This window comes from Deinococcus maricopensis DSM 21211 (assembly GCF_000186385.1).
Lineage (GTDB): Bacteria > Deinococcota > Deinococci > Deinococcales > Deinococcaceae > Deinococcus_B > Deinococcus_B maricopensis.
In genome coordinates this window covers 249,019-274,888 of record NC_014958.1, presented here as the reverse complement: position 1 = coordinate 274,888, position 25,870 = coordinate 249,019, and the positions used below count along the sequence as shown (strand labels likewise).

At 71.6% G+C, this 25,870-nt stretch carries 21 protein-coding genes and 1 pseudogene; 7 read left to right on the top strand and 15 right to left on the bottom strand.

Annotated elements, in window-relative coordinates; all coding sequences use genetic code 11:
- Positions 1–42 precede the first annotated feature (42 nt).
- The 5 genes from DEIMA_RS01185 to DEIMA_RS01165 form a co-directional block, all read right to left on the bottom strand.
- On the bottom strand, positions 43–1,683 hold the full coding sequence (locus tag DEIMA_RS01185) for an ABC transporter substrate-binding protein (RefSeq protein ID WP_013555404.1): 1,641 nt from the start codon (positions 1,681–1,683) through the stop codon (positions 43–45).
- Positions 1,684–1,714: 31 nt separating this feature from the next.
- The gene (locus DEIMA_RS01180) at positions 1,715–3,601 is read right to left on the bottom strand and encodes a carbohydrate-binding protein (protein WP_013555403.1); all 1,887 of its coding nucleotides are present in this window, start codon (positions 3,599–3,601) and stop codon (positions 1,715–1,717) included.
- Positions 3,602–3,762: 161 nt separating this feature from the next.
- Positions 3,763–4,782, bottom strand: coding sequence for a LacI family DNA-binding transcriptional regulator (locus DEIMA_RS01175; protein WP_013555402.1), 1,020 nt, complete (start codon positions 4,780–4,782; stop codon positions 3,763–3,765).
- Between the two features lie 163 nt (positions 4,783–4,945).
- The gene (locus tag DEIMA_RS01170; protein WP_013555401.1) at positions 4,946–6,334 is read right to left on the bottom strand and encodes a sensor histidine kinase; all 1,389 of its coding nucleotides are present in this window, start codon (positions 6,332–6,334) and stop codon (positions 4,946–4,948) included.
- Positions 6,331–7,014: a response regulator transcription factor gene (locus DEIMA_RS01165; protein ID WP_013555400.1), complete on the bottom strand. Its 684-nt coding sequence runs from the start codon at positions 7,012–7,014 to the stop codon at positions 6,331–6,333. The genes DEIMA_RS01170 and DEIMA_RS01165 overlap by 4 nt, the downstream gene beginning before the upstream one ends.
- Before the next feature lie 166 nt (positions 7,015–7,180).
- On the opposite strand from DEIMA_RS01165, the gene DEIMA_RS01160 reads away from it, so the two are divergent.
- The 4 genes from DEIMA_RS01160 to DEIMA_RS01145 all read left to right on the top strand — a co-directional run bounded on the left by DEIMA_RS01160 (position 7,181) and on the right by DEIMA_RS01145 (position 11,796).
- Positions 7,181–9,604, top strand: a complete 2,424-nt coding sequence (locus DEIMA_RS01160; protein WP_245528339.1) for an EAL domain-containing protein — start codon at positions 7,181–7,183, stop codon at positions 9,602–9,604.
- Between the two features lie 217 nt (positions 9,605–9,821).
- A complete protein-coding gene (locus DEIMA_RS01155; protein WP_148234858.1) occupies positions 9,822–10,244 on the top strand; it encodes an META domain-containing protein in 423 nt (140 codons plus the stop codon).
- Between the two features lie 164 nt (positions 10,245–10,408).
- Positions 10,409–10,987 carry a TetR/AcrR family transcriptional regulator gene (locus DEIMA_RS01150; protein ID WP_013555397.1) on the top strand — a complete coding sequence of 193 codons (579 nt, stop codon included), beginning with the start codon at positions 10,409–10,411 and terminating at the stop codon, positions 10,985–10,987.
- Positions 10,988–11,010: 23 nt separating this feature from the next.
- Entirely contained in the window at positions 11,011–11,796 is a 786-nt protein-coding gene (locus DEIMA_RS01145) for an isocitrate lyase/PEP mutase family protein (protein WP_013555396.1), read from the top strand.
- A gap of 278 nt (positions 11,797–12,074) precedes the next feature.
- Here the strand turns inward: DEIMA_RS01145 and DEIMA_RS01140 are convergent, their stop codons facing one another.
- From DEIMA_RS01140 to DEIMA_RS18920, 3 genes and pseudogenes are all read right to left on the bottom strand, one after another.
- Positions 12,075–13,820 carry an ABC transporter ATP-binding protein gene (locus tag DEIMA_RS01140; RefSeq protein WP_013555395.1) on the bottom strand — a complete coding sequence of 582 codons (1,746 nt, stop codon included), beginning with the start codon at positions 13,818–13,820 and terminating at the stop codon, positions 12,075–12,077.
- Positions 13,821–13,873: 53 nt separating this feature from the next.
- The gene (locus DEIMA_RS18810; protein WP_148234857.1) at positions 13,874–14,011 is read right to left on the bottom strand and encodes an FAD-dependent oxidoreductase; all 138 of its coding nucleotides are present in this window, start codon (positions 14,009–14,011) and stop codon (positions 13,874–13,876) included.
- 143 nt (positions 14,012–14,154) lie between these two features.
- Positions 14,155–15,177 (bottom strand): annotated as a pseudogene (locus DEIMA_RS18920) (flavin monoamine oxidase family protein); the annotation flags it as partial.
- Between the two features lie 204 nt (positions 15,178–15,381).
- Here DEIMA_RS18920 and DEIMA_RS01135 point away from each other — a divergent pair.
- From DEIMA_RS01135 to DEIMA_RS01125, 3 genes are all read left to right on the top strand, one after another.
- Entirely contained in the window at positions 15,382–16,170 is a 789-nt protein-coding gene (locus DEIMA_RS01135) for an NAD-dependent epimerase/dehydratase family protein (protein WP_013555394.1), read from the top strand.
- Positions 16,065–16,400 carry a Rossmann-fold NAD(P)-binding domain-containing protein gene (locus DEIMA_RS16615; protein ID WP_052303263.1) on the top strand — a complete coding sequence of 112 codons (336 nt, stop codon included), beginning with the start codon at positions 16,065–16,067 and terminating at the stop codon, positions 16,398–16,400. The genes DEIMA_RS01135 and DEIMA_RS16615 overlap by 106 nt, the downstream gene beginning before the upstream one ends.
- A gap of 1,107 nt (positions 16,401–17,507) precedes the next feature.
- Positions 17,508–17,948, top strand: a complete 441-nt coding sequence (locus tag DEIMA_RS01125; RefSeq protein WP_013555392.1) for a GNAT family N-acetyltransferase — start codon at positions 17,508–17,510, stop codon at positions 17,946–17,948.
- A gap of 218 nt (positions 17,949–18,166) precedes the next feature.
- Here the strand turns inward: DEIMA_RS01125 and DEIMA_RS01120 are convergent, their stop codons facing one another.
- The 7 genes from DEIMA_RS01120 to DEIMA_RS01090 form a co-directional block, all read right to left on the bottom strand.
- Positions 18,167–18,472 (bottom strand): WGxxGxxG family protein, encoded by a 306-nt coding sequence (locus DEIMA_RS01120; RefSeq protein WP_013555391.1) that lies wholly within the window; start codon positions 18,470–18,472, stop codon positions 18,167–18,169.
- Between the two features lie 262 nt (positions 18,473–18,734).
- On the bottom strand, positions 18,735–19,583 hold the full coding sequence (locus DEIMA_RS01115; protein ID WP_013555390.1) for a Rossmann-fold NAD(P)-binding domain-containing protein: 849 nt from the start codon (positions 19,581–19,583) through the stop codon (positions 18,735–18,737).
- A 30-nt stretch (positions 19,584–19,613) separates the two neighbouring features.
- Positions 19,614–21,089 carry a 4-hydroxyphenylacetate 3-hydroxylase family protein gene (locus tag DEIMA_RS01110; RefSeq protein WP_013555389.1) on the bottom strand — a complete coding sequence of 492 codons (1,476 nt, stop codon included), beginning with the start codon at positions 21,087–21,089 and terminating at the stop codon, positions 19,614–19,616.
- Entirely contained in the window at positions 21,086–22,357 is a 1,272-nt protein-coding gene (locus DEIMA_RS01105) for an FAD-dependent monooxygenase (RefSeq protein ID WP_013555388.1), read from the bottom strand. Before DEIMA_RS01105 ends, DEIMA_RS01110 begins: the two co-directional genes overlap by 4 nt.
- Positions 22,357–23,556, bottom strand: coding sequence for a monodechloroaminopyrrolnitrin synthase PrnB family protein (locus DEIMA_RS01100; protein ID WP_218915636.1), 1,200 nt, complete (start codon positions 23,554–23,556; stop codon positions 22,357–22,359). The genes DEIMA_RS01105 and DEIMA_RS01100 overlap by 1 nt, the downstream gene beginning before the upstream one ends.
- Positions 23,553–24,314: a c-type cytochrome gene (locus DEIMA_RS01095; RefSeq protein ID WP_013555386.1), complete on the bottom strand. Its 762-nt coding sequence runs from the start codon at positions 24,312–24,314 to the stop codon at positions 23,553–23,555. The genes DEIMA_RS01100 and DEIMA_RS01095 overlap by 4 nt, the downstream gene beginning before the upstream one ends.
- Complete coding sequence (locus DEIMA_RS01090; protein ID WP_043816934.1) at positions 24,311–25,729, bottom strand: MFS transporter; 1,419 nt, start codon at positions 25,727–25,729, stop codon at positions 24,311–24,313. Before DEIMA_RS01090 ends, DEIMA_RS01095 begins: the two co-directional genes overlap by 4 nt.
- Between the last annotated feature and the right edge of the window lie 141 nt (positions 25,730–25,870).

Here is a 25,870-nt window from a genome sequence, read left to right as displayed (position 1 = left end):
GGGTGGAGGCCGGGCGCGTGGCGCGGCCTCCGGGGGTGTGGGTTACTTCTTGGGTTTGACGTTCAGGTACATCAGGCGCGCGCCGGGCGTGTCGTCGGCGGTGCCGGCGTTGTACGGGTTCTGCGCGTTCGGGAACCCGGTGAAGCGCGCGGTGCTGTACAGCGAGAACTCACTGCGGTCCGTGAGGGGCAGCCACGGCATGTCGCGCATGACGGTCGTGGCGATGGTGCCGATGGCTTTCTTCTGCGCGGCGGCGTCGCTGGTGGCGCGGTACTGCGCGAGCGCCTGCGTGATGGCCGGGCTGCTGTAGTGCGCGAGGTTCGACGGGGCGGTCTTCCCGACGGCGGCGCTGAATTCCGGCGAGAAGCTCTGGTAGTACAGGTAGTACGGGGTGGGCCCGCCGCCCCAGCCCCAGCTGATGCCCATGTCGTAGTTCGCCGTCTGCAGTCCGCCGGAGTAGCTGCTCCACGCCTGCTGGTCGATTTGCGTGTTGATGCCGACCTTCTTGAGGTTCTCGCTGATGACCTGCGCCATCGTGATGAAGTCCGTCCAGCCGGCGCCCACCAGGATCTTGAAGGCGGGGAGCGCCTTGCCGTCCTTGCCGAGGCGCGCGCCCTGCGCGTTCTTGCGGTACCCGGCCTTGGTGAGCGCGGCGTCCGCGGCGGCGGCGTTGAACTTCACGGCGAGGCTGCTGGCGTTGGCGGGCAGCCACTGCGCCTGCTGCGCGGGAATGATGCCGCTCGGGTGCGAGGGCTTCGCGACGCCCGCGTACGCCTTTTGCGCGACGTCGGCGGTGTTGATCGCCTGCGACACGGCCCGGCGGAACGCAGCGTCATTGAACGGCGCCTTGGTGGTGTTGAAGTACAGGTAGTTGTCGCCCGTGACCGGCCACCAGTACTGGTTGTTCGGGCCTTTGCTGGCGTACATGCCTTTCGGGTCGGAAACGCCCACGTACCCGTAGTCCGCCTCGCCTTTGAGGAGCTTCAACAGCGCCGCGTCGTTGCTGTTCGTGGCGAGCCACACGACGGCGTCCACGTACGGCTGCCCCTTCATCCAGTAGTTCGGGTTCTTCAGGACGCGCAGCGCCTGCTGGCTGTAACTGTCGAACGTGAACGGGCCGGTGCCGACGGCCTTCTGGTTCGTGTCCGTGACGGGGTCCTTCACGTTCGCCCAGATGTGTTGCGGGACGATCATCTGCCCGGCGACGTACTGGAAGATCGGCGTATTCGCCTTGTTGAAGTTGAACGTGACGGTGTTCGCGTTCGTGGCCTTCACGCTCGTGAGGCCGTTCTTCCACAGGCCGGACGTGTCGAGCGCCGGGAACTGCTTGAGGTAGTTGAACGTGAACGCCACATCGTTCGCGCTGAACGGCTTGCCGTCGTGCCAAGTCACGCCGCCGCGCGTCGTGACGGTCAGGGTCTTGTTGTCCTTGCTCCAGGCGTACTTCGTGCCGAGCACGGGCGTGACCTTGCCGTTCAGGGTGCTCACGTAGAACAGCGATTCGTAGATGACGCTGTTGGTGGGCAGCAGGTGCTGGTCGCCGGGCGCGAACGGGTTGAGGTTGTACGCGCCCCACTGGGTCGGGCGGACGACCGTGAAGGTGCTGGCGGGCTGCTGCGCGAGCGCGGCACCGGTGAGAGCGGCGGTCAGCAGGGCGGTCAGGGAGAGCATCGAACGTTTCATTCCTTCACCTCGGGGGAGTGGGGGTGCGGGGTCACTTCGTGAATTGCAGCCAGTTCAGGTTGATGCCCTGGCTTTTCGGGAACACGACGTACAGCGCGTGCGTGCCGGCGGGAACGCTGGCGGGCACCGTGAGGGTCGTCCAGGCCTGCCACCCGCCGGTGCCGGGGACGTTCGCGGTGGCGACGACCGGCCCGGTGACGCTGCCCGTGCGGAATTCCACCGTGCCGCCGGACGAGCCGCTCGCGACGCGCAGCTGCACGCCGGTGGCGGGCGCGCCGAACTTCACGCGGTCGAACACCAGGTAGTCGCCGTCGTCGGTGTGGCCGACGTTCCGGCCGCCGCCCTCGTCGGTGGTCGCTTCGGTCTGCACGCCCTGCGCGCGGCTGTACGCCTCGGCTTCGATGCGGGCAGACGCGTCCACGGCGGGCGCGTCCGGGGCGGGCGCGTCGGACCCGGCGCCCGTCCAGGTGTACGTGGCGACGGACGCGGCAGGCAGCGTCGCGTAGAAGGAGGCGCCGGCTTCCTTCACCTTGAATGTCGTGGGCGCGTCCGTGTCGTTCAGGACGATCAAGGCCTTGCGGCCGTCCGGGTTGCGGAACGCGACGCTCTGCAGCGCCCCGGCGTCCGTGTTGTACGTGCTGCTGTCGATGCGGACCGCGCCGGGCCGAACGGCCTTCCCGTACTGGCCGAGCACGTCGTACTCGACGTTGTGCTGCACGGTGCCGTCCGCGCCGTTGATGGTGACGACGCCGCGGCAGTCGCCGCAGCCGCCCGTGTGCGGGCCGTGCGTCTCGTCAAGCGCGAGGTTCCACAGCAGCACCGTTTTCGCCCAGTTGCGGGTCGCGCCGATCAGGAGTGTGCGGGTGTTCCAGCGGAGGTTGTCGGCGTAGTTGTCCGCCCACGCGCCGCCGGAGCATTCGGTGAAGTACACGTCCTTGCCGGGGTACGTGTCGTGCACCTGACTCTGGGCGCTCACGTCGCCGCCGTAGCAGTGGAAGCCCGTGCCGTCCACGGCGGCGTACGCGGCCTTGTCCGCGAGGACCTTCAGGGGGTAGTCCCACTCGTCCCAGTTGTGGTCCCATGCGAGGATTTTCGTGCCGCTGCCCTTCAGGGCGGGCGCGAGGTGCGCGCCGATGAACGCGGCCTGCGCGTCCGGCTCCATGCGCATGCCGGGGTAGTCGCCGGGCTCATGATGCGGTTCGTTCTGGACGGTGACGGCGCTGATGGGCACGCCCGCGTCGCGGTACGCGTCCACGAACTTCCGGAAGTACTGCGCGTACACGCTGTACGCCTCGGGCTTCAATTGGCCGCCGATCAGGCTGCCGCTGGTTTTCATCCAGGCGGGCGCGCTCCACGGGGACGCCATGAACTGCAGGTTCGGGTTGATGGTGCGCGCGGCGACGGCGACCGGCAGGACGTCCGCGCGGTCATGGTCGACGCTGAAGTGTGCGAGGGTCGCGTCGCTGCTGCCGGCGGGCACGTCGTCGTACGTGTAGTGGCTGCGCGCGAAGTCGGACGCGCCCATGGGCAGGCGTACGTAGTCGAACCCGGCGCCGCGCTGCGCGTCGAACAGGTCGTGGAGGAGCGCGTCGCGCCCGGCGGCGCTGAGTTTGTGCTGGATCAGCCACGCGCTGCTTTCGGTGAGGGCCGCGCCGACGCCCTCCATGCGCTGGTACGTGCGCCCGGCATCCACGGTGATGGTGGGGAACAGCTCCCCGCCGTCGCGGGCGAACGCGAGGTCCGGCTCGGCGCTCAGGCGTTTGTGGGCGTCGCCGGTCGTCATGAGGACGTGGACGGCGCTCGCGGCGGGCGTGGTGGGCGCCGTGGGCGCCGTGGGCGGCGGGGCGGGGGTGCACGCGGCGAGCAGAAGCGCGAGCGTGAGGGGCGCGGCGGCGCGCCGCGACGTTCGGGTGACCATCAGGACTCCCTTCGGAAGTGAGCGTGAACGAGAGGCGGGATGACGGCCCGTCCGGCCTGGCGCGCGGCTTGGCGGGCCGCGGGAGCGCAGGACGGGGCTGCCGTGCCCGGCGAGCGGGAACGGAACGGACGTGAGGAGTGCTTCAGGGGTTCAGGAGGTGGTCACGGGCTCACGGTGACCTCCCGGACCGGCGGGGCGGTCGAATCCCGGACGACGAGCGCCGCCGGGAAGCGCGTATGCGCCTGGGCCGGGGTGACGCCGCGGGTCAGGTCGAGCAGGGTGAGTGCCGCGCGTTCCCCCATGGCCTGCAGGGGCTGCCGGATGGTGGTGAGGGCGGGCCGGGCGAGCGACGCGATCTGCACGTCGTCGTACCCGACGATGGACAGCTGTTCGGGGACGCGTACGCCGAGCGCCTCGGCGGCATGGAGCGCGCCGATGGCGGACCGGTCGTTCGCGGCGAAGATGGCGGTGGGCGGTTCCGGCAGGGTCAGGAGTGCCCGCGCGGCCCGCTCGCCGCCGTCCTCGGTGTACTGCCCGTCGCGGACGAGGTGGTCGGGCAGGTCCACGCCGGCGTCCTGCAGGGCCGTGCGGAACCCGCGTTCGCGGTCGCGGGCGTCGTGACGGGAAGTGGTGATGGCCCCGCGAATGTGCGCGATGCGGGTGTGCCCGAGGCTCAGCAGGTGCTGCGCGGCGAGGCGGCCGCCCTGCTCATCGTCGACGCTGACGGTGTACGGGCCGTCTCCGGCGATGGTGACCACGGGGGTGGGGCCGAACACCTGATGTTCGTCGGCGGCGGGGATGATGAGCAGCACGCCGTCCGCAAGGGTGCGCAGCAGCGTGGCGCGCTCGCGCTCCACGCGGGGGTTGTCGGCGGTGGTGAAGATCGCGAGGTCCAACCCGGCATTCTCGACGACGCTGCTGGCGCCGTGCAGGATTTCGGTGACGAACGGCCAGTTGATGCGCGGCGTGATGACGCCCAGCAGGTTCATGCGCCCGCCGGCGAGGACGCGGGCGGCGGCGTTGACGACGTAGCCGGTTTCGTCGATGGCGCGCTGGACGCGCTCGCGGGTGGCAGGGGACATGCCGGGCTTGTTGTTGATGACGTTGGAGACCGTCATTTTGGAGACGCCGGCGTGCCGCGCGACGTCCTGCAGGGTGACGGTCAGGGGTGGGTCCGACACGGCATACCAGTCCTTTCTCTGTAGCTTTACCGATAAAGTAGTCTGCTTGTCAGCACCAAGTCAAGCACCTATAACGAGCGCCAGCTGCACAAATTCTTCTGCGCCACGCACCCGGAGGGAGGAGCACCAGCCGCCCCGGTGCCCCTCCCTCCTCACGCGCGCCCTAACCCACAGCCAGCGGAAGCTCGAACACGACCGTCGTCCCCTGTCCCTCAACGCTGCTGAGCGCAATGTGCCCACCATGCGCCTCCACAATCGAACGGCAGATGCTCAGGCCCAGTCCACTCCCGCCCGAGGAGCGCGCCCCGTCCGCGCGGTATAACCGGTCGAACACATGCGGGACCGCCCCGGGTGCCAGGCCCACCCCGCTGTCCTGCACGGTCACGCGCACCGCCTCGCCCGCGCGCTCCACCCGCACCTGCACGCGCCCCCCGGACGGCGTGTACGTGAGGGCGTTGCTCAGCAGGTTCTGCATCACCTGCGTCAGGCGCACGCCGTCCACCGCGACAGTCGGTAGGTCCGCCGGACCGTCCACGCCGAGCGTCACGCCCGCCGCCTCGGCACGCTCGCGGAACGTCCCCACCGCGTCCTCCAGCAGCGGCAGGAGGTCCGTGGGGCGGCGCTGCATCTTCAACTCGCCGGCGTCCGCGAGCGACAGGAACCGCAGGTCGTTCACGAGCTGCGCGATGTGCGCCGTTTCACGGTGCAGGCGCCCCAGCCGTTCGGGCGTCACCCGGAACGTCCCGTCGAGCATGCCTTCCAGCGTGCCGGACACCACCGCGAGCGGCGTGTTCAGGTCATGCGCAATGTTCGCCGTGAGCTGCTGCCGCGCCCGCTGGTTCCGGGTGACGCTCGCATGCATGTCGTCAAACGCACTCAGCACCTCCCCGAACTCGTCCGCGCGGCGGCTGGCGAGCGCCGTGGGCGTCTCACCGCGCTGCAGCGCGTGAATGCCAACCAGCAGCTGCTGCAGGGGCTGCAGGAACGACCGCGCCAGCAGCATGCCCGTCAGGACGGCGAGGCCCACCGCGCCCAGCATCGCCCACGCGATGGCGCGCGTCGTGCGCGCCAGGAACTCAGCGCTGCGCGCGTCCGGGCGGGGCCGCGCGCCCGACGGCGCCAGGTACGCCACGAGCTGCCCGTTCACGCGCACGGGCGTCAGCGGGCCCCCCTGCACGGCCTGCCCGCCCGTCACTTCCGGCGTGGAGTACAGTGCCCGGCGGGCCGTGTCGAGCACCACGAACGGCCCGTGCCGCCGTCCATCCCCGCCCGGCCCGCCGCGAAACGGCCCGCCGACCCCGCCGGGCGCCGCGTCCTGCAGAGGCGGCGCCGGCCGGAACCCCTGCACGGTCCCGTGGGCGCTCACGTACGTCTGCACCTCCGACGCGAGCTGCTCGCGCGCCTGCGCGCCCAGCAGCGTGTTGAATTCCGCGCGCGTCGACGCGTAGGACGCCAGCCCGACAATGCCGAGCGCGAGCGCGCTCACCAGCACGAACGCCAGCGTCAGCCGCCACGGCAGCGTCCGCCAGAATGGGCGCGCCGCCGCGCTCACGGCGCGCCGCCAGGATTCAGGCGGTACCCGACACCGAACACCGTTTCGATCAGGCGGGGCTTGCCCGGCTCCTCCTCGATTTTCGCGCGGATGTTGCGCACGTGCACGTCCATGGTCCGCTCGGACCCGACCGAGTCCTCCTGCAGGTGCTCCAGCAGCTCCACGCGCGTGAACACCCGCTGCGGGTGCCGCATGAACAGGTCCATCAGCTCGAACTCCGAGCGGGTCAGGTCCACCCGCTGCCCGCGCACCACGAACGTCCGCGACGCAGCGTCGAGCTCCAGCACGCCCACCCGCACAGGCCCGCCGGTGGGCTTCTCGCCGGCGCGGCGCAGCAGCGCGCGGATGCGCGCGAGCAGTTCCGCCATCGAGAACGGCTTCGTGAGGTAATCGTCCGCGCCGAGCTCCAGGCCCAGCACCTTGTCGAGTTCCGCGTCGCGCGCGGTCAGGAACATCACGGGCGTGCCGGCGTCCGCGCGGTACTTGCGCAGGAACTCCAAGCCGTCCATGCCCGGCATCATGACGTCCAGCAGAATCAGGTCCGGCGGGTGGTGCCGCGTCTCCAGCAGGCCCTCCACGCCGTTCGACGCGACGCGCACGCGGTAGCCGTGCTCGGCGAGGTACTCGCGCACCATCTCCCGGATGCCCGCGTTGTCCTCCACCACCAGAATCGTCTTCATCGCCTCAGGCTGCCACGCGGCCCTTCACGGCTGATGCAGAAGATGTTCAGAAGTTGTGTAGCTCCGCGCGCCGCCGGGTTCAGGAAACTGTCAGATGCAGGCCCGTAAGATCAGGGGACCTTGCCGCCATCAGGGCCCCACGGGCCCCAGGAGACCGATGTTCAGCATGCCCCATCCCGCGCCCGGCACCCCCAACCCCCCCGAGGACTGGCGCCGCGTCGACGCCCTCAACGACGAGGCCGACGCGGTCCTCATGTCGTCCATGCTCCGCGCGCAGGAACTCGCCCACGAAGCCTACACCCTCGCCGTGAGCAGCGGGTACGCGGCCGGGGCCGCCCGCGCCGGCATGCTGCGCGGGTACGGCCACTACTTCCTCGGGCGCTTCGAGGACGCCCGCACCGACTTCGAGGGCAGCCTCGAACGCGCCGCCGCGCTCGGCCTCCGGGCCCTCGAGGCGCGCAGCCTCAACGGCCTCGCCATCACGGACGTGCAGACCGGGCAGTTCGGCCGCGGCCTCGAGCGGCACCTCGCGTGCCTGCGCCTCGTGCAGTCCATGCACGACGACCTCGGGCAGTGCCGCAGTCTGAACAACATCGGCAACCTCTACATCAACCTCAAGGAACACGAACGGGCCCTGAAGTACCACCTCGACGCGCTCGACATCGCCACGCGCATCGCGCACCCCATCATGATTTCGAGCGCGTCCATCAACGCCGCCATCGACTACCACGACCTCGAACAGTACGACGAGGCGCTGCGCCTCAATGAACGCAGCCTGCAACGCGCCCGCGACGGCGACCTGCGGCAGCACGAGTGCCTGCTCCTCGCGAACATCGCCGCGAACCTGCTCGGCCTCGGCCGGGCCGACGAGGCCCTCCGCTCCGCGCAGGCCGCCATCGCGCTGTCCGAGGAGCTCGGCGATCAGGAGAACCTCTGCGACAGCCTCGTCACCATGGGCCGCGTCCTGCGGCATCAGGGGCGCCTGCCCGAGGCACACGCCGCCCTGGAACGCGCACTGCACCTCGCCGAAACCCTGAACATCATCCCCCGCGTGGACGCCGCGCACGAGCACCTCTCGCTCGTGCTGGAGGCGCAGGGAGCGTACGCGGCCGCGCTGCACCACGCGCGCACGCACGACCGCATCAGCCAGCAGCTCACCGCGGACGTGCTGCTGCACAAATCCCAGGTGCTGGCCGCGCAACTGCAGGTGGAACGCCTCGAGCACCGCGCCGCCGAGGAGCGTCTCCGCAACCAGGAGCTCGCGCAGGCGAATGCGGCGCTGCAGCTCGCGCAGGAACGCCTCGCGTACCAGGCGCAGCATGACGCCCTCACCGGCCTGCTGAACCGCGCCGCGTTCGAGGGGGCGCTGCAGGCGGCCGTGCAGGGCCCGGACACCACGCTGGGCGTGCTGTTCATCGACCTCGACCACTTCAAGCAGGTGAACGACACGCTCGGGCACCCGGTGGGCGACGCGCTGCTCATACAGGTCGCGGAGCGCCTGAGCGTCTGCGTCCGCGACGGCGACCTCGTCGCCCGCCAGGGCGGTGACGAATTCACGGTGCTGCTCCGCAACGTGCAGGCGCACGCGGACGTCGAGGCGGCCGCGCAGCGCATCCTCGACGCGCTCAGCGCCCCCATGGACCTCGTGGGGCGCGCGCTGGTCGTCACGGCGTCCATCGGCATCGCGCTGTTCCCGCACGACGGCACGGACGTCACGACCCTCCAGAAGCACGCAGACCTCGCCATGTACCACGCCAAACGCGACCGGCGCAGCGTCCGCCGCTTCCAGCCGGTCCTCGGGGACGCCGCGCTCGCGCGCCTCGAACTGGAACAAGACCTCCGCGCCGCCCTGGACCGCGACGAGCTGCGCCTGCACTACCAGCCGATCGTCGCGTCGGACACGCTGGCGCCCGTCGCCGTGGAGGCCCTCGTGCGCTGGCAGCACCCCACCCTGGGCCTGCTGCCGCCCGGGCGGTTCGTGCCCGTCGCGGAGGAAAGCGACCTGATGGTGGGCGTCGGCGAGTGGGTGCTGCGCGCCGCGTGCCGTCAGCTGCAGGTGTGGCGCGCGCGCTGGCCGGACCTGCGCGTCAGCGTGAACGTCGCCCCGCGGCAGTTCGCGCAGCCGGACTTCGCGGCGTTCGTCGAGCGGACCCTCGCGGCGCACGACCTCGACGCGGGCGCGCTCGAACTGGAGGTGACGGAAAGTGCAGTCATGGACGACCACGGCATGCCGCAGTACGAGGCGCTCCTGCGCGCGGGCCTGCACCTCGCCATTGACGACTTCGGCACCGGGTACTCCAGCATGAGCCGCCTGTTCCAGCTGCCCGCGCAGGTCCTGAAGATCGACCGGTCGCTGATCACGGACCTCGTCGCGCCCCGCGAGGGCCACCGGTCGTCGCGGCCCATCGTGCGGTCCCTGATCACGTTCGCGCGCGAATCCGGCCTGCAGGTCGTCGCGGAAGGCGTGGAGCACGAGGAGCAGCTGCAGACGCTGCGCGCGTGGCAGTGCGACCGCGTGCAGGGGTACTTCGTGGCGCGTCCCGCCCCGCCCGAGGAGCTGGAAGTGTGGCTGGAGCGGCACGCCCGCTGAGCCCGGCGCACAGGGGCGCCCGCAGGACGGTGCGGGCGCCCCTCAGGTCACCTGCAGCAGGGGGACGGCGGTGTCGCCCGCGACGTCCGCGAGGGTGTACGAGATCAACTGAGAAAAATTTCATGCCGGACCGAACACACGCAGCCAGGTGCCGGTTCCTGAGGTGCATGTGGCGGCCGGTCAGCGACCCATCAGCAGCCGGCGCCTACAGTGACGCATGCGTCTTCTTCCCCTGCTTTCCGTAGCGGCCCTGATGGGCAGCGCGCATGCTGCCGTTCCCGCGCCCCTCATGGGCATCTGGCAACTGACCGGCGCGACGGCCAGCACCCGTCCCACGCCGGAACTCCCCAAAGGGCAGCTGGTGATCGCCAACAGCGTACGCGGCCAGGTCGGCTGCGGCACCTTCCAGGGGTCCATCGAGGCGGGCGCGGGCGTCCTGCGCCTGTCGCTGACGCCGGACGCTCCAGACCCGCGCGTGCGGTGCCTGTATGCGCTGCCGGAGCCGTTCCTGAGCGCCCTGAACGGCACCACCCATTACCTGATCAGCGCCGATACGAAGCACCTGCTGCTGTACAGCAAGAAGGCCCGGTTCACGTTTACGCGCATCGGGTACGTGACCCCGGCGAACAAGGGCGGCTGAGCCCACCACCCACAAGGGACAGCCGCCACGGAGGGCCCGCGCAGCTGCGCGGGCCCTCCGTGTTGATTGGCGGCCATTCTGGGCCGTCTCTGATTGACGCGTTGGTGGCAGTGACTTGTCATCGCTCGCTTGACTTTACCTACATGTAGGTAGACAATGGCGACATGTCCGCGAAAGGCGAAACCCTCGAACTCATCCTCGACACCGCACAACGCCTCGTTCAGGAACGCGGGTATAACGCCTTCAGCTACGCCGACATCAGTCGACCCCTCGGCATCCGCAACGCCAGCATCCACTACTACTTCCCCAACAAGGCAGACCTCGGCGCCGCCCTCGTCCAACGCTACCGCCAGCGCCTGGAACGCGCCCTAGACGACCTGCCCGCCACCTCCGCCCCCGCCACCACCCTGCTGCACCGCTACCTGAGCGCCTACCGCGACGTCGTCCACCCGGACGGACGCATCTGCCTGTGCGTCGCCCTCGCGGGGGAATTCCTCACCCTGCCGGACGGCATGCAGACCGAAGTGCGCGCCTTCTTCGACCTCAACCGCGCCTGGCTCACCCGCGTGCTCGACGCCGGACAGCAGACCGGCGAACTGCACTTCACGGGCACCCCGGACGACCTCGCCCTCGCGTTCCTGTCCACCCTGGACGGCGCCATGCTGCTCGCCCGCGCACTCGGCGACCCCGCGCAGTTCGAAAAGGCCGCCCAGCGGTTTCTGAACGCCCTCCAGCCCACCTGACCCATCCCCAGAAGGAGACGACCATGACCACCGACCTCGCCACGCACGCCCGCACCCTCCTCGACCTCCACACCGCCCCGGAACTCCTCGTACTCGCCAACGTCTGGGACGTCGTCTCCGCGCAGGTCGTCGCGGCCACGCCCGGCACGCGCGCCCTCGCCACCGCCAGCCACTCCATCGCCTCCACCTTCGGCTACCCCGACGGCGAACGCATCCCCCTCGACCTGCACCTCGACATGGTCCGCCGCATCGTCCAGGCCGTGAACGTCCCCGTCAGCATGGACATGGAAGCCGGATACGGCCACGCCGGCGACACCGCGCGCCGCGCCATCGAGATCGGCGTGGTCGGCGGGAACCTCGAAGACCAGATGAAACCCCTGAACGAAGCCGTCACGGCCGTCGAAGCCGTCATGGCCGCAGGCCGCGAGGCCGGCATCACCTTCGTCCTGAACGCCCGCACGGACGCCGCCCTGCGCGCCGCGCCCGGCACCGCCCGCGCCGACGTGCTCGCGGAAGTCATCCGCCGTGGCCGCGCATTCCTCGACGCCGGCGCCCCCGTGGTGTTCGTGCCGGGCCTCACCGACCGCCAGGAAATCGCGGAGGTCGCCGACGCGTTCGGCCCGCAGAAGCTCACGCTCATCAGCGTGCCCGGCGTGAGCCTCCCCGCCCGTGACCTCGAAGCACTCGGCGTGGCCCGCCTCTCCACCGGCCCGTTCACGCAGCGCGTCGCCCTGACCGCCCTGCAGGACGCCACCACGGAACTCCTCGCCGGCGGTACGCTGCCCGCCAGCACCCGCGCCCTCAACTGAACACCCACCGGAGGGGCGCCCACTGCAACCGCAGTGGGCGCCCCTCCGGTGATGCCCGCGCCGCGCCCAGCCGGGACCGCGCCGCATTCGCGGCGCTCAGCCTGCCGGACGGCGTGGACGACCAGCCAAGATCCGCATGCATCGCGGGCGGACGCGAACCGCGCGACGCCGAGCGCCACCATCCCCCCAGTGGCAACCCGAACGCCGTCCGGCACGCCGACTGGCCGCGCCCACGTGCGCCCCAGCGGTTGCCCGGTGGGGAAGAGGGACCGGCGCCCTCACTCGCCGGCCCGCGCGGCGCGTTCCAGCGCCGCGTACCGCCCCCGCTGCCGCCGCAATGCGTCGGGCGAGCCCTCCTCCACAATGGTGCCGCCCTCTAGCACGATCACGCGGTCCGCGGCGCGGGCCAGGGACAGGCGGTGCGTGACGATCAGGGCCGTCCGGTCACGCATCAGGCGTTCGAGGGCGCTCACGATCTGCGCCTCGGATTCCGCGTCGACGGCGCTGGTGGGCTCGTCGAGCAGCAGCACGGCCGGTTCCGCCAGCAGCACCCGCGCAATGGCGAGGCGCTGCCGCTGCCCGCCAGACAGGCGCACGCCGCGCTCCCCGACCATCGTCAGCAGGCCCTCCGGCAGGGCGTCCACGAAGGCGGTCGCGCCGGCCACGTCAAGAGCGCGGCGCACGTCATCCTCGCTGGCGTCCGGGCGCGCGTACCGCACGTTCGCGAGGACCGTGTCGTGGAACAGGAAGGTGTCCTGCTGCATCAGCGCCGCGGCGCGCCGCAGGGACGGGAGCGTCAGGTCACGGACGTCCACGCCGTCCAGCGTGACGCGCCCGCCGTCCGGGTCGTGCGTGCGCGTCAGCAGGCCAATCAGGGTGCTTTTCCCCGCGCCGCTCGCGCCGAGCACCGCCACGCGTTCCCCCGCGCGGACGCGCAGACTCACGTTCTGCAGCACGGGCCGCGCCGGGTCGTACCCGAACGTGACGTCCTCGAACGCCACCTCGCCACGCGCCGGTAGGGGCAGCGGTCGCGCGTCCGGGCGTTCCGTAATGGGTTCCGGCGCGTCCAGTACCTCGAAAATGCGCCGCCCGCTGGCCTCCGCGCGCTGCAGCAGGTCGTTGATGTTCACGAGGTCGTCAATGGGCCCGTAGAAGTACCGGCCGTACCCGCGGTACGCGAGAAGCCCGCCGAGCGTGAACCGCCCCTGCGTGATCAGCCACACGCCCCCGCCGAGCATCAGGATGTTCCCGAAGTTCGACACGAACCGCACGACCGGGAACACGCGGTTGCGAATCGTGATGGCCTTCAGGCCCTCGTCGTACAGTTGCCGCCCGAGGTCCGCGATGCGCGCCGCCTCGTGCCCCTCACGCGCGAACCCCTGCACGACACGGATGCCCGTCAGGCGGTCGTTGATCAGCGCCGACAGGTCCCCCAGGCGGGTGCGCGCCGCGCGGTACGCGGGCCGCACCGCGCCGTTGTACCGCGCGAGCAGCGCCGCGACCGCCACCATCGGGAGGGTCACGAGGACGCCCAGCAGCGGCTGCAGCGAAATGAAGATGACGACCACGCCCAGCACGCGCAGCGCGTTGCCGAGCACCGCGTCCGTGCCGCGCAGCAGGACGTCCTGAATGCCGTCCACGTCCGCCGTCACGCGGGACAGCAGGTCCCCGGTGCGCTGCGCCTCGAAGTACGACGCGGACTGCCGCGCGAGCTTGTTGTACAGCTGCAGCCGCACGTCCAGCGTTAGCTGCTGCCCGGCGCGTTCCAGCAGCACGCCCCGCCACGCCCCCAGGACCTGCTGCGCGGCGAACACCACCACCAGCACGCCCAGCTGCCCGGCAATGTACCCCCAGTCCTGCCGGGCCAGGCCGACGTCCACCACCCGCCCCCACACCAGCGGCGGGTACAGTTCCGCGGCGACGCTGCCGATCAGGCACAGCAGGCCGACACTCACGACGCGGCGGTAGGGGCGCAGCAGGCCGTACAGGCGGCGAACCACAGACGCGGACGGGGCAGGCGGCATGCCCGGAGGATACCGGCGGGCGCATGAGGACCGCCCGCACCCAAGACCGCCCGTCAGGGGGTGGCGAGGGTCGCCCAGGCGTCCAGCAGCTCCTGCGCCGCCCGCTCGCCGCTCTGCAGCGCCCCTTCCATGGTTGCGGTGTGCCCGTCGCGCGCGGTCGCCTCCCCCGCGAAGAACAGCGTGCCCGCCACGGGCGCGCTGTTCTTCGCGCGCCCACAGCGCCCCTGCCGGCACGTAACTGTACGCGCCGCGCGCGTACGGGTCCTCGCGCCAGTCGTGGTGGTGCCACGCGACCACGTGCGCGTTCACGTCCGCCGGCGCGCCCCAGCGCCCGCGCGAGGCTGCCGATCACTGCCTCACGCAGCGCCGACGCGGAGTGCGTCAGCAGCCGCTGCGCCCACGTGCCGCCCGCCCAGGCGACCAGCAGCGGCGCGTGCGCCGGCAGGTGCGTCCAGAAAGTCGGCACGTCCTCGTCCGTCTGCAGGTACTTCAGGTTCAGCAGCGACGCGTCGCCCGCGCGCACGTCCTCCCAGAACCGGTCACTGAACTGAACCGTCATCTTCATCACGTCGCCCATGGCGAGCGCCCCCGCGGCCGCACGGTGCTCCGGCAGGTCCGGCACGAACCGCACCGCGCCCTCCCCGGCGTGCACCTGCCACACCCCCACCGGCCACGTGATGACCGCCGCGCGCGCTGACCGCACCCCGCCCGCCGTCACCACCTCCACGTGACCGGGCGACCAGCGGACCTCATGGACCGCCTCGCCCACCGCCACCGGCACCGTCAACTGACCGGCGAGGTGCACGGGCAGGCGGTCATTCCCGCCGAGCGTGTGGTACTGCCCGACGATGCGCCCCCCCGGCGCGCCCGCCTCCACCTCCAGGAACCAGTGCAGGCTCGCGCGGTCCACGGGCGCCGCATCGAACCCCTCCACGTACCGGCGCACGAGCGCGCGTGCGTCCGCGTGCACCGCGCCGGGCAGCGCTTCCTCCACCGCCACCGCCAGGGGCGCGTCCACCGCGCGCCCCTGCAGGCGCGGAAGCGCAGCGTCCACCGCCTCCCGCACCGGATCGCCCGGCGTCAGCTGCCCGCCACGCGCGCACCACGACTCCCCATCCGCGCGCATCACCGCTGCCCCCGCCTCCCGCAGCACCCGCCAGCTCAGGCTGTCCGGCCCCTCAATGAACTCCGCGCCGTACTCCACCGGCTGCGGCAGGCCCTCCAGCAGCGCCGACCACACCCGCCCCCCCACGCGGTCCCGCGCCTCCACGACCTGCACGTCCAGGCCCACGCGGTCCAGCGTCCGCGCCGCCATCAACCCCGCAAGACCTGCCCCGATCACGATGACGTCCGTCATGCCCCAAGCGTACCCACCGCCTCCTCCGTACCAGGCGCAACCTCCACTGAAGAGGCCTTCACGGTCCGGCGCGTGCGCCACTGCCGCGCTCAACATCCACCCTGCGCCCCACACGGGCAGTGCTACCATTCAGGCAACCCACCCCTGCAGACCCGCGCGCCCCCGGCGCGCCCCTCTACTCCTGCCGAAAGGAAACGGAACAACATGGTGATCGTCACCGGAGCGACCGGGCACCTGGGTGCCGCCCTCATCCGCGCGCTGCGCGCCCAGGAGCGGCCCGTCCGCGCGCTGATCCGCCAGGACCGCCGCGCCCTCGAAGGACTGGACGTCGAATGCGCGCCCGGCGACCTGCACGACGAACGCGCGCTGCGACGCGCCTTCGAGGGCGGCGACGTCGTGTACCACGTCGCCGCGCACATCGCCCTCGGCCACGACGCGTGGCCCACCCTGCACGCCGTGAACGTGCACGGCACCCGCAACGTCGTGAACGCCTGCCTCGCCGCCGGCGTGCGCCGCCTCGTGCACGTCAGCTCCGTCGCCGCGCTCGTCGGCAAACCCCACGCCACGCCCGTCGATGAGGCCCGCCCGCTCGTGTCCTCCCCGCACCCCTTCCCGTACGGGTACTCCAAGGCCCTCGCCGAACAGGAAGTCCAGCGCGGCCTGGACGCTGGCCTGGACGCCGTCATCGTGCGGCCCACCGCGATCCTCGGGCCGTACGACCACCGCGTCGGCTCCACCACGCAACTCGTGCGCCGCGCCGCCCTCGGTGAAATGCCCGTCGCGCTGCCCGGCGGGTTCGACTTCGTGGACGTCCGCGACGTCGCCGACGGCGCCCTGCGCGCCGAAACGCGCGCGCCCCGCGGCGCGGACTTCATCCTGAGCGGCACGTGGGCCAGCACGCTCGACGTCGCCCGCCGCGCCGCCGCCCTCACCGGCGCCCGCCCCCCCGCGGCACGCTCCCACTATGGCTCGCGCACGGCGTCGCCCGCCTAGAAGAACGCCGCGCCGCCCGCACCGGCGCCACCCCGCAACTCACCCGCGCGACGCTCGCCACCGTCACCAGCAACCAGCGCGTCAGCCACGCCCGCGCCGCCCGCGAACTCGGGTACGCCCCCCGCCCCCTCAACGACATGATCCGCGACACCGTCGCGTGGTTCGACCAGGCCGGACTGCTCCAGCCCCCCACCGCCCAGGACGCCCTCACAGCCGTGAGCGGCACGTGACCCCCCGGCCGCGCCCCCATACGACCCGTACCTGACGACCCACCTCGAAACGCGCGTGCCTGAATTCGCTACTCCCGCGACGCCCTCCGCGCGTTCCACACCTGGGTCCGCACCGAAGTCGACGCCCAGGCGAACACCACCGACCACGACGGCCACGTCGTGAACCGCATCGTCGCCGCCTACGAATCGGCCGCTCCGATCACGACGGCGCCCCGCACCTCCTGAGCTTCACGATGGGCTCCCTGCTCTCCCAGGCGGACATCAGCCTCCACTCCCCACCACCTCCCCGACGTTACCCGCATAGACGGCCACGCGAAAACCGGCGGCACGTAAGCCACGGAACTGCACGGCGCCACCACCGAAGCCAGGCTGCACGGCGAGCACTGCGGCCTGAACTGGTGCACCAGCAACGCCAGCGGCGGCCTCGCCGTCGCCACCGCCCGCCCCGCCGGCGGGCACGCCGGGTCCGCTGCCCCGTACCTCGTCCCCAGCCACCTCCCAGACGGCACCATAAACCACTCCCGCGTGCGGCGCCTCAAGGAGAAACTCGGCACGCCGGGCCTCCCCACCGGCGAAGTCGACCTGCTTGGCGCCAAAGCGGCTGAAATCGCCCCTCCCCGCCCGTACCCCCTCATGATGGAAGTCCTCACGTCCAGCCGCGTGCACAACGCCGCCGGCACGCAACGCCGCTCACTCGACGAAGCTCCAGCGTGGGCCACGCACCGCCGCGCCTTCGGACGACCCATCGTCCACGACCCATGGTTTACGGATCTCGCCGTTTGGGAAGGCCCCGCGGACCTCCAGGCATCAGGCTCCTGCGCCCACAGGCCGGAGCAACCGCGGCCTACGAAGCGTGCACGCAACGCCCTCCTCGCAACCCACGGCGCGCGCAGGCACCTTCCAGCGCCGCCTCGCCGGGGACCGCGCCGCCCTGCACGTCACGCTCGGCACACCGGACAGCACGCCACGGCTCGCGCGGAAACTGCTGCACCGCCTCGCCCGGCAGGTGGTGCTGAAGGGCACCCTCATGGCCCCCGCTGACCGCCGCCCGGGCGCTCGGCAGACCCACGCCTGCCTCTCCGGGCCTTCTGCACGTACACTTCCGCCATGTCCGCGCTGCACGTACGCCTGGCACACCCTGATGACCTGCCCGCCCTCACGACCCTCTACCGACAATTGAGCCCGTCCTCACCGGCACTTGACCAGCACGCCGCGCAGGCAACCTGGCAGGCCCTGCTGACCGACCCCAAAATCCACGTACTCGTTGCAGAACGAGGTGACGTGCTGGGCACCGTCACCCTGGTCGTCGTGCCCAACCTGACGCAGGGCGCGCGCCCCTACGCGCTGATCGAGAACGTCGTCACCCGCGAAGACGCCCGCGGCCAGGGTGTCGGCACAGCCCTGATGACGCACGCCCTGGATCTCGCACGCACCCTGGGCGCCTACAAGGTCATGCTGATCACAGGACGTCAGGCGCCGGAAGTCCACCGCCTGTACACGAAAAGCGGCCTGCGCACCGATGCGACCGCGTACTTCACGCGCTTCTGACCCCGGAGGTACCCTGCCTCCGGGAACTTCCCTGAACGAAGGACCATGCCGGGCGCTACGGCTCCCCCTGAGCCCTCCAGCGCGCGGTGCAGTTCGGTGCCTGCTACACAGCGTTCGCGAGGAACGGACGCAACGGGGGCCAGTTTGCTCTGTCAGCTCTCCCTGGGGGCCACGGGAAAGGGGCGGCCTCCCAGGAGGCCGCCCCTTTCCTGGACGGTTCAGCGCGTCGTGGTGGTGGTGCGGTCGGGGACGACCACGGTCGGTTCTTTGCGGCGCAGGCCGGCGAGACCGGCGAGGCCGAGCAGGCCCAGCCAGCCCCAGTCGAAGCCGTCATTGTCATTGTCGTTCGTGTCGTTGGTGCCGGCGGTGGCCGTGTCGGTGGTGCCCGAGGTGGCGGTGTCCGTCGTGCCCGACGTGGTCGTGTCGGTGGTCGTGGTGTCGGTGCTGGTGTCCTGCGCCAGGGCGGGCAGCGGCGCGAGGGCGAGGGTCAGAACGAGCAGGGCGGTTTTCGGGTTCCGAGTCATGGTGGTTCCTCCTGAGGTGAACGTCTGGCCCGGGGGCCGGTTGAACAGCCTCAGTGTGTCCGAGCACACAGGGTGTTTCAGGAGACGCGACTGAAGTGACCTTCAGGTGACCCAAAGCTGACCTTACGCAAGTCGTGGCCTGCGCTTCAGGCAGATGATGCACCACACCTGAGTGACATGAAGACCCCTTCATGCTTCAGCCTCCCCGTGGGCGCCCTCTGACCTGAGGTTCGGCGCTGAATGCCGCACCTCAGCGGGCACCTCAACCGGCCAGAACGGGCGCCCAGACGCCCTGCGCGGCGGACTCGCGCGCGAACGCACGGAAGTCACGCGCGGGCCGCCCGAGGGCGCGCTGCACGCCGTCGGCAGTGGCGCTGTTGCGGCCGTCAAGGAGTTCCGTGAACAGGTGCGCGAGCAGGTCAGTCACGTGCTGCGGGGTGCCGTGGCGCGCGAGGGTGCCCGTGAAGTCCGTCAGGCTGATGTGGTGGTACTGGAGGGGCCGCTGGGTGGCGTCGGCGATTTCATGGACGGCCTGCGCGAACGTCAGGGCGCGCGGGCCGGTCAGTTCGTACACCTGCCCGGCGTGCCCGCCCCTCAGGGCGGCGGCGGCGACCTCAGCGATGTCGTCGGCGTCAATGAACGGCTCCGGGATGCCCCCGACGGGCAGGGCGAGCGTGCCGTGGCGGAGGCTGTCCGCGAACGCCCCTTCGGTGAAGTTCTGCGCGAACCAGCTGCACCGCAGGATCGTCCAGTCCACGCCGCTGGCCTGCACGGCCTCCTCGCAGCGGACGCCGTTCGGTTCGCCGCGGCTGGAGAGCAGCACGAGCCGCGCGACGCCCTCATTGCGCGCGACCTGCGCGAACGACGCGATCTGCTCGGCGGCCTGCGGGAGCGCGAGGTCCGGCGCGTACGCGATGTACGCCGCTTCGGTGCCGCGCACGGCGGGCAGCCAGGTGCGTTCGTCATCCCAGTGGAACGGGATGGGGGTGCTGCGCGCGCAGCCGCGCACGGGCATGTTCGCCTGCTGGAGCTTCCGGGCGACGCGCTGCCCGGTCTTACCGGTGCTGCCGAGGACGAGGGACGGGCGGGGGTGGGTGTCGGTGCTGTTCATGGGGGCTCCTGGGTGGGGTGGGTGTCGGGGTTACGGTTGCAGCGCCGCTGCGGTGACGCGCTCGGTGCCGTCGAGTGCCCGCGTGACGCGCTGGATGAGGCGCTCGAAGGTGCCGGTGACGGTCATCTGGAACAGGTACACGTGCGGTGGGCCCTGGTAGAACTGCTCGTAGTGCGCGTGGCGGCTGGCGAATTCGGAGCTGGTGAGGTCCCACACGAGGCGCATGAGGCGCGCGCGTTCCGGCGCAGCCTGGTGGGGCGTGCCGAGGGTGCGCTGCAGGACGTCGCCGTACGCGGGGTGGTGCAGGTCGTGCACGGACGGGGGCAGCTGGATGAGGGTGCTGCCGCACAGCATGCGCAGTTCATGCATGAATTTCGGGTACACGTCGCCGGCGAAGGCGCGCTGGGCGTACACGAGGTCCCGGTCGAGTTCGAGGATGCCGTGCGGGCCGGGGCGGGCGGCGGCTTCGGCGGCGAGGACCATGGCGCGCGCCGTCTGGACGTGCGCGAGCAGCTGCCCGAGGCGTTCGCGCACGGCCGGCGTGCCGTCGAGGCCGCTGCTGCGCGCGACGAGGCCGGCGACGCCCGCCATGAACTCCAGTTTCGTCCAGAACCGCACGGACGCCTGCTGCGCCATGTTGGTGTACGCGGGCGTTTCCCACCAGATGGCGAAGTTCCGGCGGACGTCCTGGTTCACGAGCACGCGGTCCCAGGGGATGAACACGTCGTCGAACACCAGCAGGGCGTCGTTCTCGTCGTAGTGCGTGGAGAGCGGGTAGTCGTCCTCGTGCCCGGCGGTGGCGTAGGACGCGCGGGAGAGGAAGCTCAGGCCGGGCGTGCTGGCGGCGACGACGAACGTCACGGCGTACGCCGCGTCGGTCGGCGCGAGCGGGTCGATGCTGCCGACGATGATTTCGTCCGCGAAGATGGCGCCCGTGCCGATGCCTTTCACGCCGGACACGTACACGCCGCGGGCCGTCTCGCGCGTGACGCGCACGCCGATGTCGGCGCGGCCCTCGTGCTGACTGAGCGTTTTGGTGCGGTCCACCTTGATGTTCGTGATGGCGAACGCCAGGTACAGCGCGTCGCGTTTGGCGCGCTCGTACAGGCGCTCCAGGGCGTCGAGGCCGCCGGGGCCGTCGCTGTGAAACAGGGCGCGGCCGGTCATGAAGCCCGCGAGGCCGCTGGCCATGTAGTCGGGGGAGCGGCCGAGGAAGCCGTGGCTCACGTCCGCCCAGGCCCTGTGCATGTCGCGTTTGGCGCGCAGGTCGTCGGGCGTGCGGGGTTGCAGGAACGCGCGCAGCGTGAGCCGCCCGGTGTCCGGGTCGACGTCGTGGAACGTGCCGGGGGTATGTTCGGCGGCGGCGAGGTCGTACAGGCGGGCGATGGCGTGCGCGGCGCGGCAGAAGGCCGGGTCGGTGGCGACGTTCTTGACCTGACGGTCACCGAACCAGATGGTTCTTCCGTCGTTCAGGCTGTGCAGGTAGGCGTGTCCGGTGCGGGTCATGGGGTCCTCAGGGCGGGGCGAGTGGCGGGGTCGAGGAGGCGTGGGGTGGCGTTCACGGCGTGCAGGCTCATGGCGGCGTCCTGCGCGTAGCGGTCGGCGATGTCCTGCAGTTCCTGCGGGCTGAACACCTCGTCGATGTGCCCGAACCCGTGCGGGCGGCGGGCGCTGGCGAGGTCAATGACGACTTCCGGGCCTTTGTGGCGGTTCGCGGCCTGCAGGCGGTGCATTTTCGGGCGGCGGTCCGCGTCGAACGCGCGCAGCGCCTCGGCGGGCGTGGCGGCGCGCGCGAGGTGCGCGGCGAGCGCGGCGGCGTCCACGATGGACTGCGTGCCGCCGTTCGAGCCGATGGGATACATGGCGTGCGCGGCGTCGCCGATCAGGACAAGGTGGTCGCCGTCCGTCCAGGTGGGGAGCGGGTCGATGTCGACCATCGGGTAGGCGTACACGTCGGGCGTGCGCCCGATCAGGTCGTGGACGTTCACGCCTGGCAGCGTCCAGCCGCGGAAGGCGTCCACGAACGCCTCGGGGTTGACCGGCACGTTCCAGTGGCCGCGCGCGGTGTCGTCCCCGGCGGGGGCGGGCAGCGCGACCGCCCAGTTCTGCAGCGCCTCGCGGCCGTTCTGCCGTTCCTGCATGGGGTACAGCACGAACTTCCGCGCGGTGTCCCCGGCGATGTACATGGTGCGTCCGTCCAGGAACGGCGCGTCCCACACGGCGCCGCGGTAGATGATCAGGCCGTTGCGTTGCAGCCCGCCCGCTTCCGGGAAGGCCGCCTGCCGGGTGGCGGAGCGGATGCCGTCCGCGCCGATCACGAGGTCCGCGTCGAAGGTGCGCCCGTCGCGGCACACCACGCGACGCCCGCGCGCGCGCGGCTCCAGGGCGTGCACTTCGGCGCCGGTGCGGACGGCGCCCGCGCCGAGCCGCGCGGTGACGTGCCGCAGCAGGTGCTGCTGCAGCACCCCGCGGCTGATGGACAGCTGCGGCCAGCGGAAGCCCGCGTGCACGCCGCGCTGCTCCGCCCAGATGCCCTGCCCGCGCGGCGTGAGGTACTGCAGTTCGCGCAGCTGCACGCTGTCGCGCACGAGGTCATCCAGCACGCCGAGCGCGTCCAGTTCACGCACGGCGAGCGGCAGGACGTTGATGCCGGACCCGAGGGGGCGGAGCGCCCGGGCCTTCTCGAGAATCACGATGTCCTCGACGCCGAGGTGATGCAGGGCGAGCGCGGCGGTGAGGCCCGCGAGGCCCGCGCCGATGATCAGGGTGCGCATCAGGCGCCGCTCCCCACTTCGCCGCGCGCGGGCGCGTGCCCGCCGGGCCGGCCCCCCACGCGCGCGCGGACTGCCGCTTCGTTCTCCTTCGTGAGCTGCGTGATGGTCTTGAGCAGCTCGATGGGCGCGCCGCCGCTGCCGTGCTCGTACAGGCGCACGTCCTCCGCGTACGCGCGCCGCGCGATGCCCAGGTGCCGCCCCCGGAAGACCTTCAGCGTGCGCAGCAGCGCCGTGAGCGCGTCGGCGCTGCGCAGCAAGTTCCGGTCGTGCTGGTGCGCGTCGGACGCGAGCAGCGCACTCACCTTCGTCACGAGCGACGGGCGGGCGCTGTGCGCCGCGTAGAACGCCCGCCACGACGGGGGACTGTACTGCAGGGACTCCTGCAGGAAGTGCTCGTACGCGGGGTGGCTGCGGTCGGACGCCCACAAGGTGATGTCGATCAGCCACAGCGGGACCTGCGCGGCGGCCGGCCCGAGGTACGCGCGGCCGTTCACGTGGATCTCCTCGAAGTACGGCCGCATGGTCTGCGCGAAGAAGATGGGGGAGACGTGCTGCGTGACGCGGTCGATGGTGTCCACCATGACCTCGCTGGTGCGCGCGAGGTGCATGGCGAGCGGCGCGAACCGCACGTCGCGCGGGTCGAGGTCCGCGAGCGAATCGCTGAGCGCCAGCGACGCACTCAGGTGCGGGAAGACGTTCGTGACGGCGTCCTGCAGTTCGCGTTCCTGCGGGTCGCCGGTGTACAGGCGTCGGCGCTCGCCGTCCGGGTTCCAGACGGTGTAGTGCAGGACCGTGTCGCGCGGGACCATGTCGTGCTGACCTCCGAGGTCCAGCAGGATCGGCTCCAGGTGCGGGACGACGCTCAGTGGTTCCACGCCGTGCCGCTTCAGGGACCCGAGGACGATCCCGAAGTCCCGCATGGTCGCGTGGGTGCTTTCGGCGTCCAGCAGGGTGAGGTGCTTGTACTGCGCGGTCATGTGCTGCAGCAGGGCCGTGAGGGCGGGCACGTCCGCGCGGGCATTCAGGGCCGGCAGGTCCGCGAGGGCGTCGTCGAGGCCGAACGGGTCCAGCGCCTGGATGGCCTGGGCGTTGAAGAAGCTGCGGTCGCAGCGGGCGGTCGGGGTGGCGGTGGCCGTCATGCTTACCTCCTCGTGCGGGGTACGGTCCGGGCGGGTCGGTGGGGTGGCGGTCGGGTTCATGGGGCGTCCATGCTGCTGACGTACGCCGCGAGCTGCTGAAGTTCCGTGTCGGTGAGCGGGTGCAGGGCGATGCGCATCGCCTCGGCGTGCGGGATGCCGCCGAAGCCGGGCAGGTCCCGGAATACCCCCATGGCCTTCTGCGCGTACGCGGCGGGCAGGCGCGCGATGCTGGCCACGCCCCCCTCGGTGCCGCGTCCGTCCGCGCCGTGGCACACGGCGCACGCCATCAGGTTGCGGTTCGGGTCGCCGCGCGTGAACAGGGCGCGGCCACGCTCCCGGTCAGCGGCGTTGGTGGGCCACGCCGGGCCGAGCGGCTGCCGAGCGTAGTACGCGGCGAGGTCCGCGACGTCCTGGTCGCTGAGGCGCCGCGCGATGGGCGCCATGACGTCGCTGGGGCGCACGCCGTTGCGGAACACCACCAGTTCCAGCTGCGTGTAGTGGGCGCGCTGCCCGGCGAGGCCGGGGACGTCCGGGCGCCGACTGACGCCGCGGGTCCCGTGGCAGCCGGCGCACGCCGTGCTCAGCTGCGCGCCACGCGCGGCGTCCGGTGCGTTCGCGCGCAGTTCCAGGGCGTCCAGGTCGACGGGCGGCATCCTGGCGGGCGTGGTCGTGGCCGGGTGGGCGGCGGCGCTGCGCGGCGTGGTGCCGCCGTTCGTCTGGCTCTGGCCTTTGGGGGCGCAGGCGCCGAGAACCAGCAGCAGGACGCCCGCCGCGACGCTCAGCGCCGTAGGTGGGGTCTGGTGCGGGGCGGGCGTCATGCGGCGCTCGAGTCGGCTTCGAGGGGGCGTTCCGGGGCGCCGCGCCGCGCGGCGCGCGTCCACGCGGCGCTGGCGATCGTGCACGCCGCGGCAATCAGGGCGGACAGCAGCAGCGCCCGCGCGTACCCGCCCGCCAGAGCGCTGGGCGCGCCGGGCTGCGCGAACGTCGAGGCGTGCGCGGCCGCGAGGGCCACGAGCGCGGCGGTGCCGGCGGACGCGCCGAGCTGCTGCGCGGTGTTCAGCAGGCCCGCGATCAGGCCCTCCTCGCCCGCGTCGGTCTGCGCGCCCGCCACGATGTTCGTGGTGATCGCCACGAGCGGCAGGCCGGCGCCGAGCAGCAGCGTCGGCCCGAGCACGTCCGTGAGGTAGCTGCCTGTCACGTTCAGGCACGCCAGCCACGCCAGCCCGCCCGTGATGAGGGTGAAGCCGAGCGTCATGGTGCCGTGCACGCCGACGCGGCGCAGCAGCGCGCCGACCGTCCCGGCGGTAAAGATCACCACGAAGCACAGCGGCAGCAGCGACAACCCCGACAGGAGCGGCGTGACGTGCAGTACGCGCTGCAGGTACAGGTTCACCAGCAGGAACATCGGAAACAGCACGAACTGCCCGAGCGCCGCGAGGGACAACGCGCCTACCAGCGGGGCCTTGCGCCACGTGCCCGCCGGGACGAGCGGTGCGGACGCGCGCCACTGCCGCACCTGGAAGGCCGCGAGCAGCACGGCCGCGGCCCCGAGCAGGCCCGCCTGCTGCCAGATGCTCAGTTGCGCGTTGCCGAGCGAGGTCAGGCTGGAAATCAGCAGCGTCTGCCCGAGGAGCAGCAGGGCGGCGCTGGGGCCGTCGAGCGGGCGAGGGTCACGTGCCTCCCGGACGCGCGCGAGCAGGCGCTGCACGCCCACCATCAGGAGGGCGGCGGCGAGCGCGCTCACCCAGAAGGTGGACCGCCACCCGAAGCCCTCGGTGAGGACGCCGCCGAGGACGGTGCCGATGGCGCCGCCGGCGCCGGCCATGGCGGCCACCAGCCCCAGCGCGCGCTGGCGCGCACCGCCCTGGAACAGCGCGAGGATCAGTGCGAAGCTGGCGGCGCCCGCCATGGCCGCGCCGAGGCCCTGCACGACGCGCGCGGCGACCAGCACGCCCGCGTGGTCCGCGAGTGCGCCCAGCACGGAGCCGCCCAGCAGGACGATCAGCCCGGCGCGCAGGACGTTCACGCGGCCCGCGAAGTCCGCGACGCGCCCGAACATCAGGATGGACCCGCCGAACGCCACGAGGTAGCCGTTGATGATCCACGACTGGTCCACGGCGCTGAAGTGCAGGTCCCGCGCGACCGACGGAATGACGACGTTGATGATCGACGTGTCGATCAGGAGCAGCAGGTTCGTGGCGGCGATCAGCCACATGATGTCGTTTCTGTTCATCGGTCCCCCCAGACCCTTCGTGAACATGACGGTGAGTGGTGGTGCGGCCGGCGCGTGCGCGCCGCCCAGCCGGGTGTCCGGATGAGCGTGCATGACGGGCCGATGAAGAGCGTAGGGGCTTGTGCGCGGAATAACAATAAA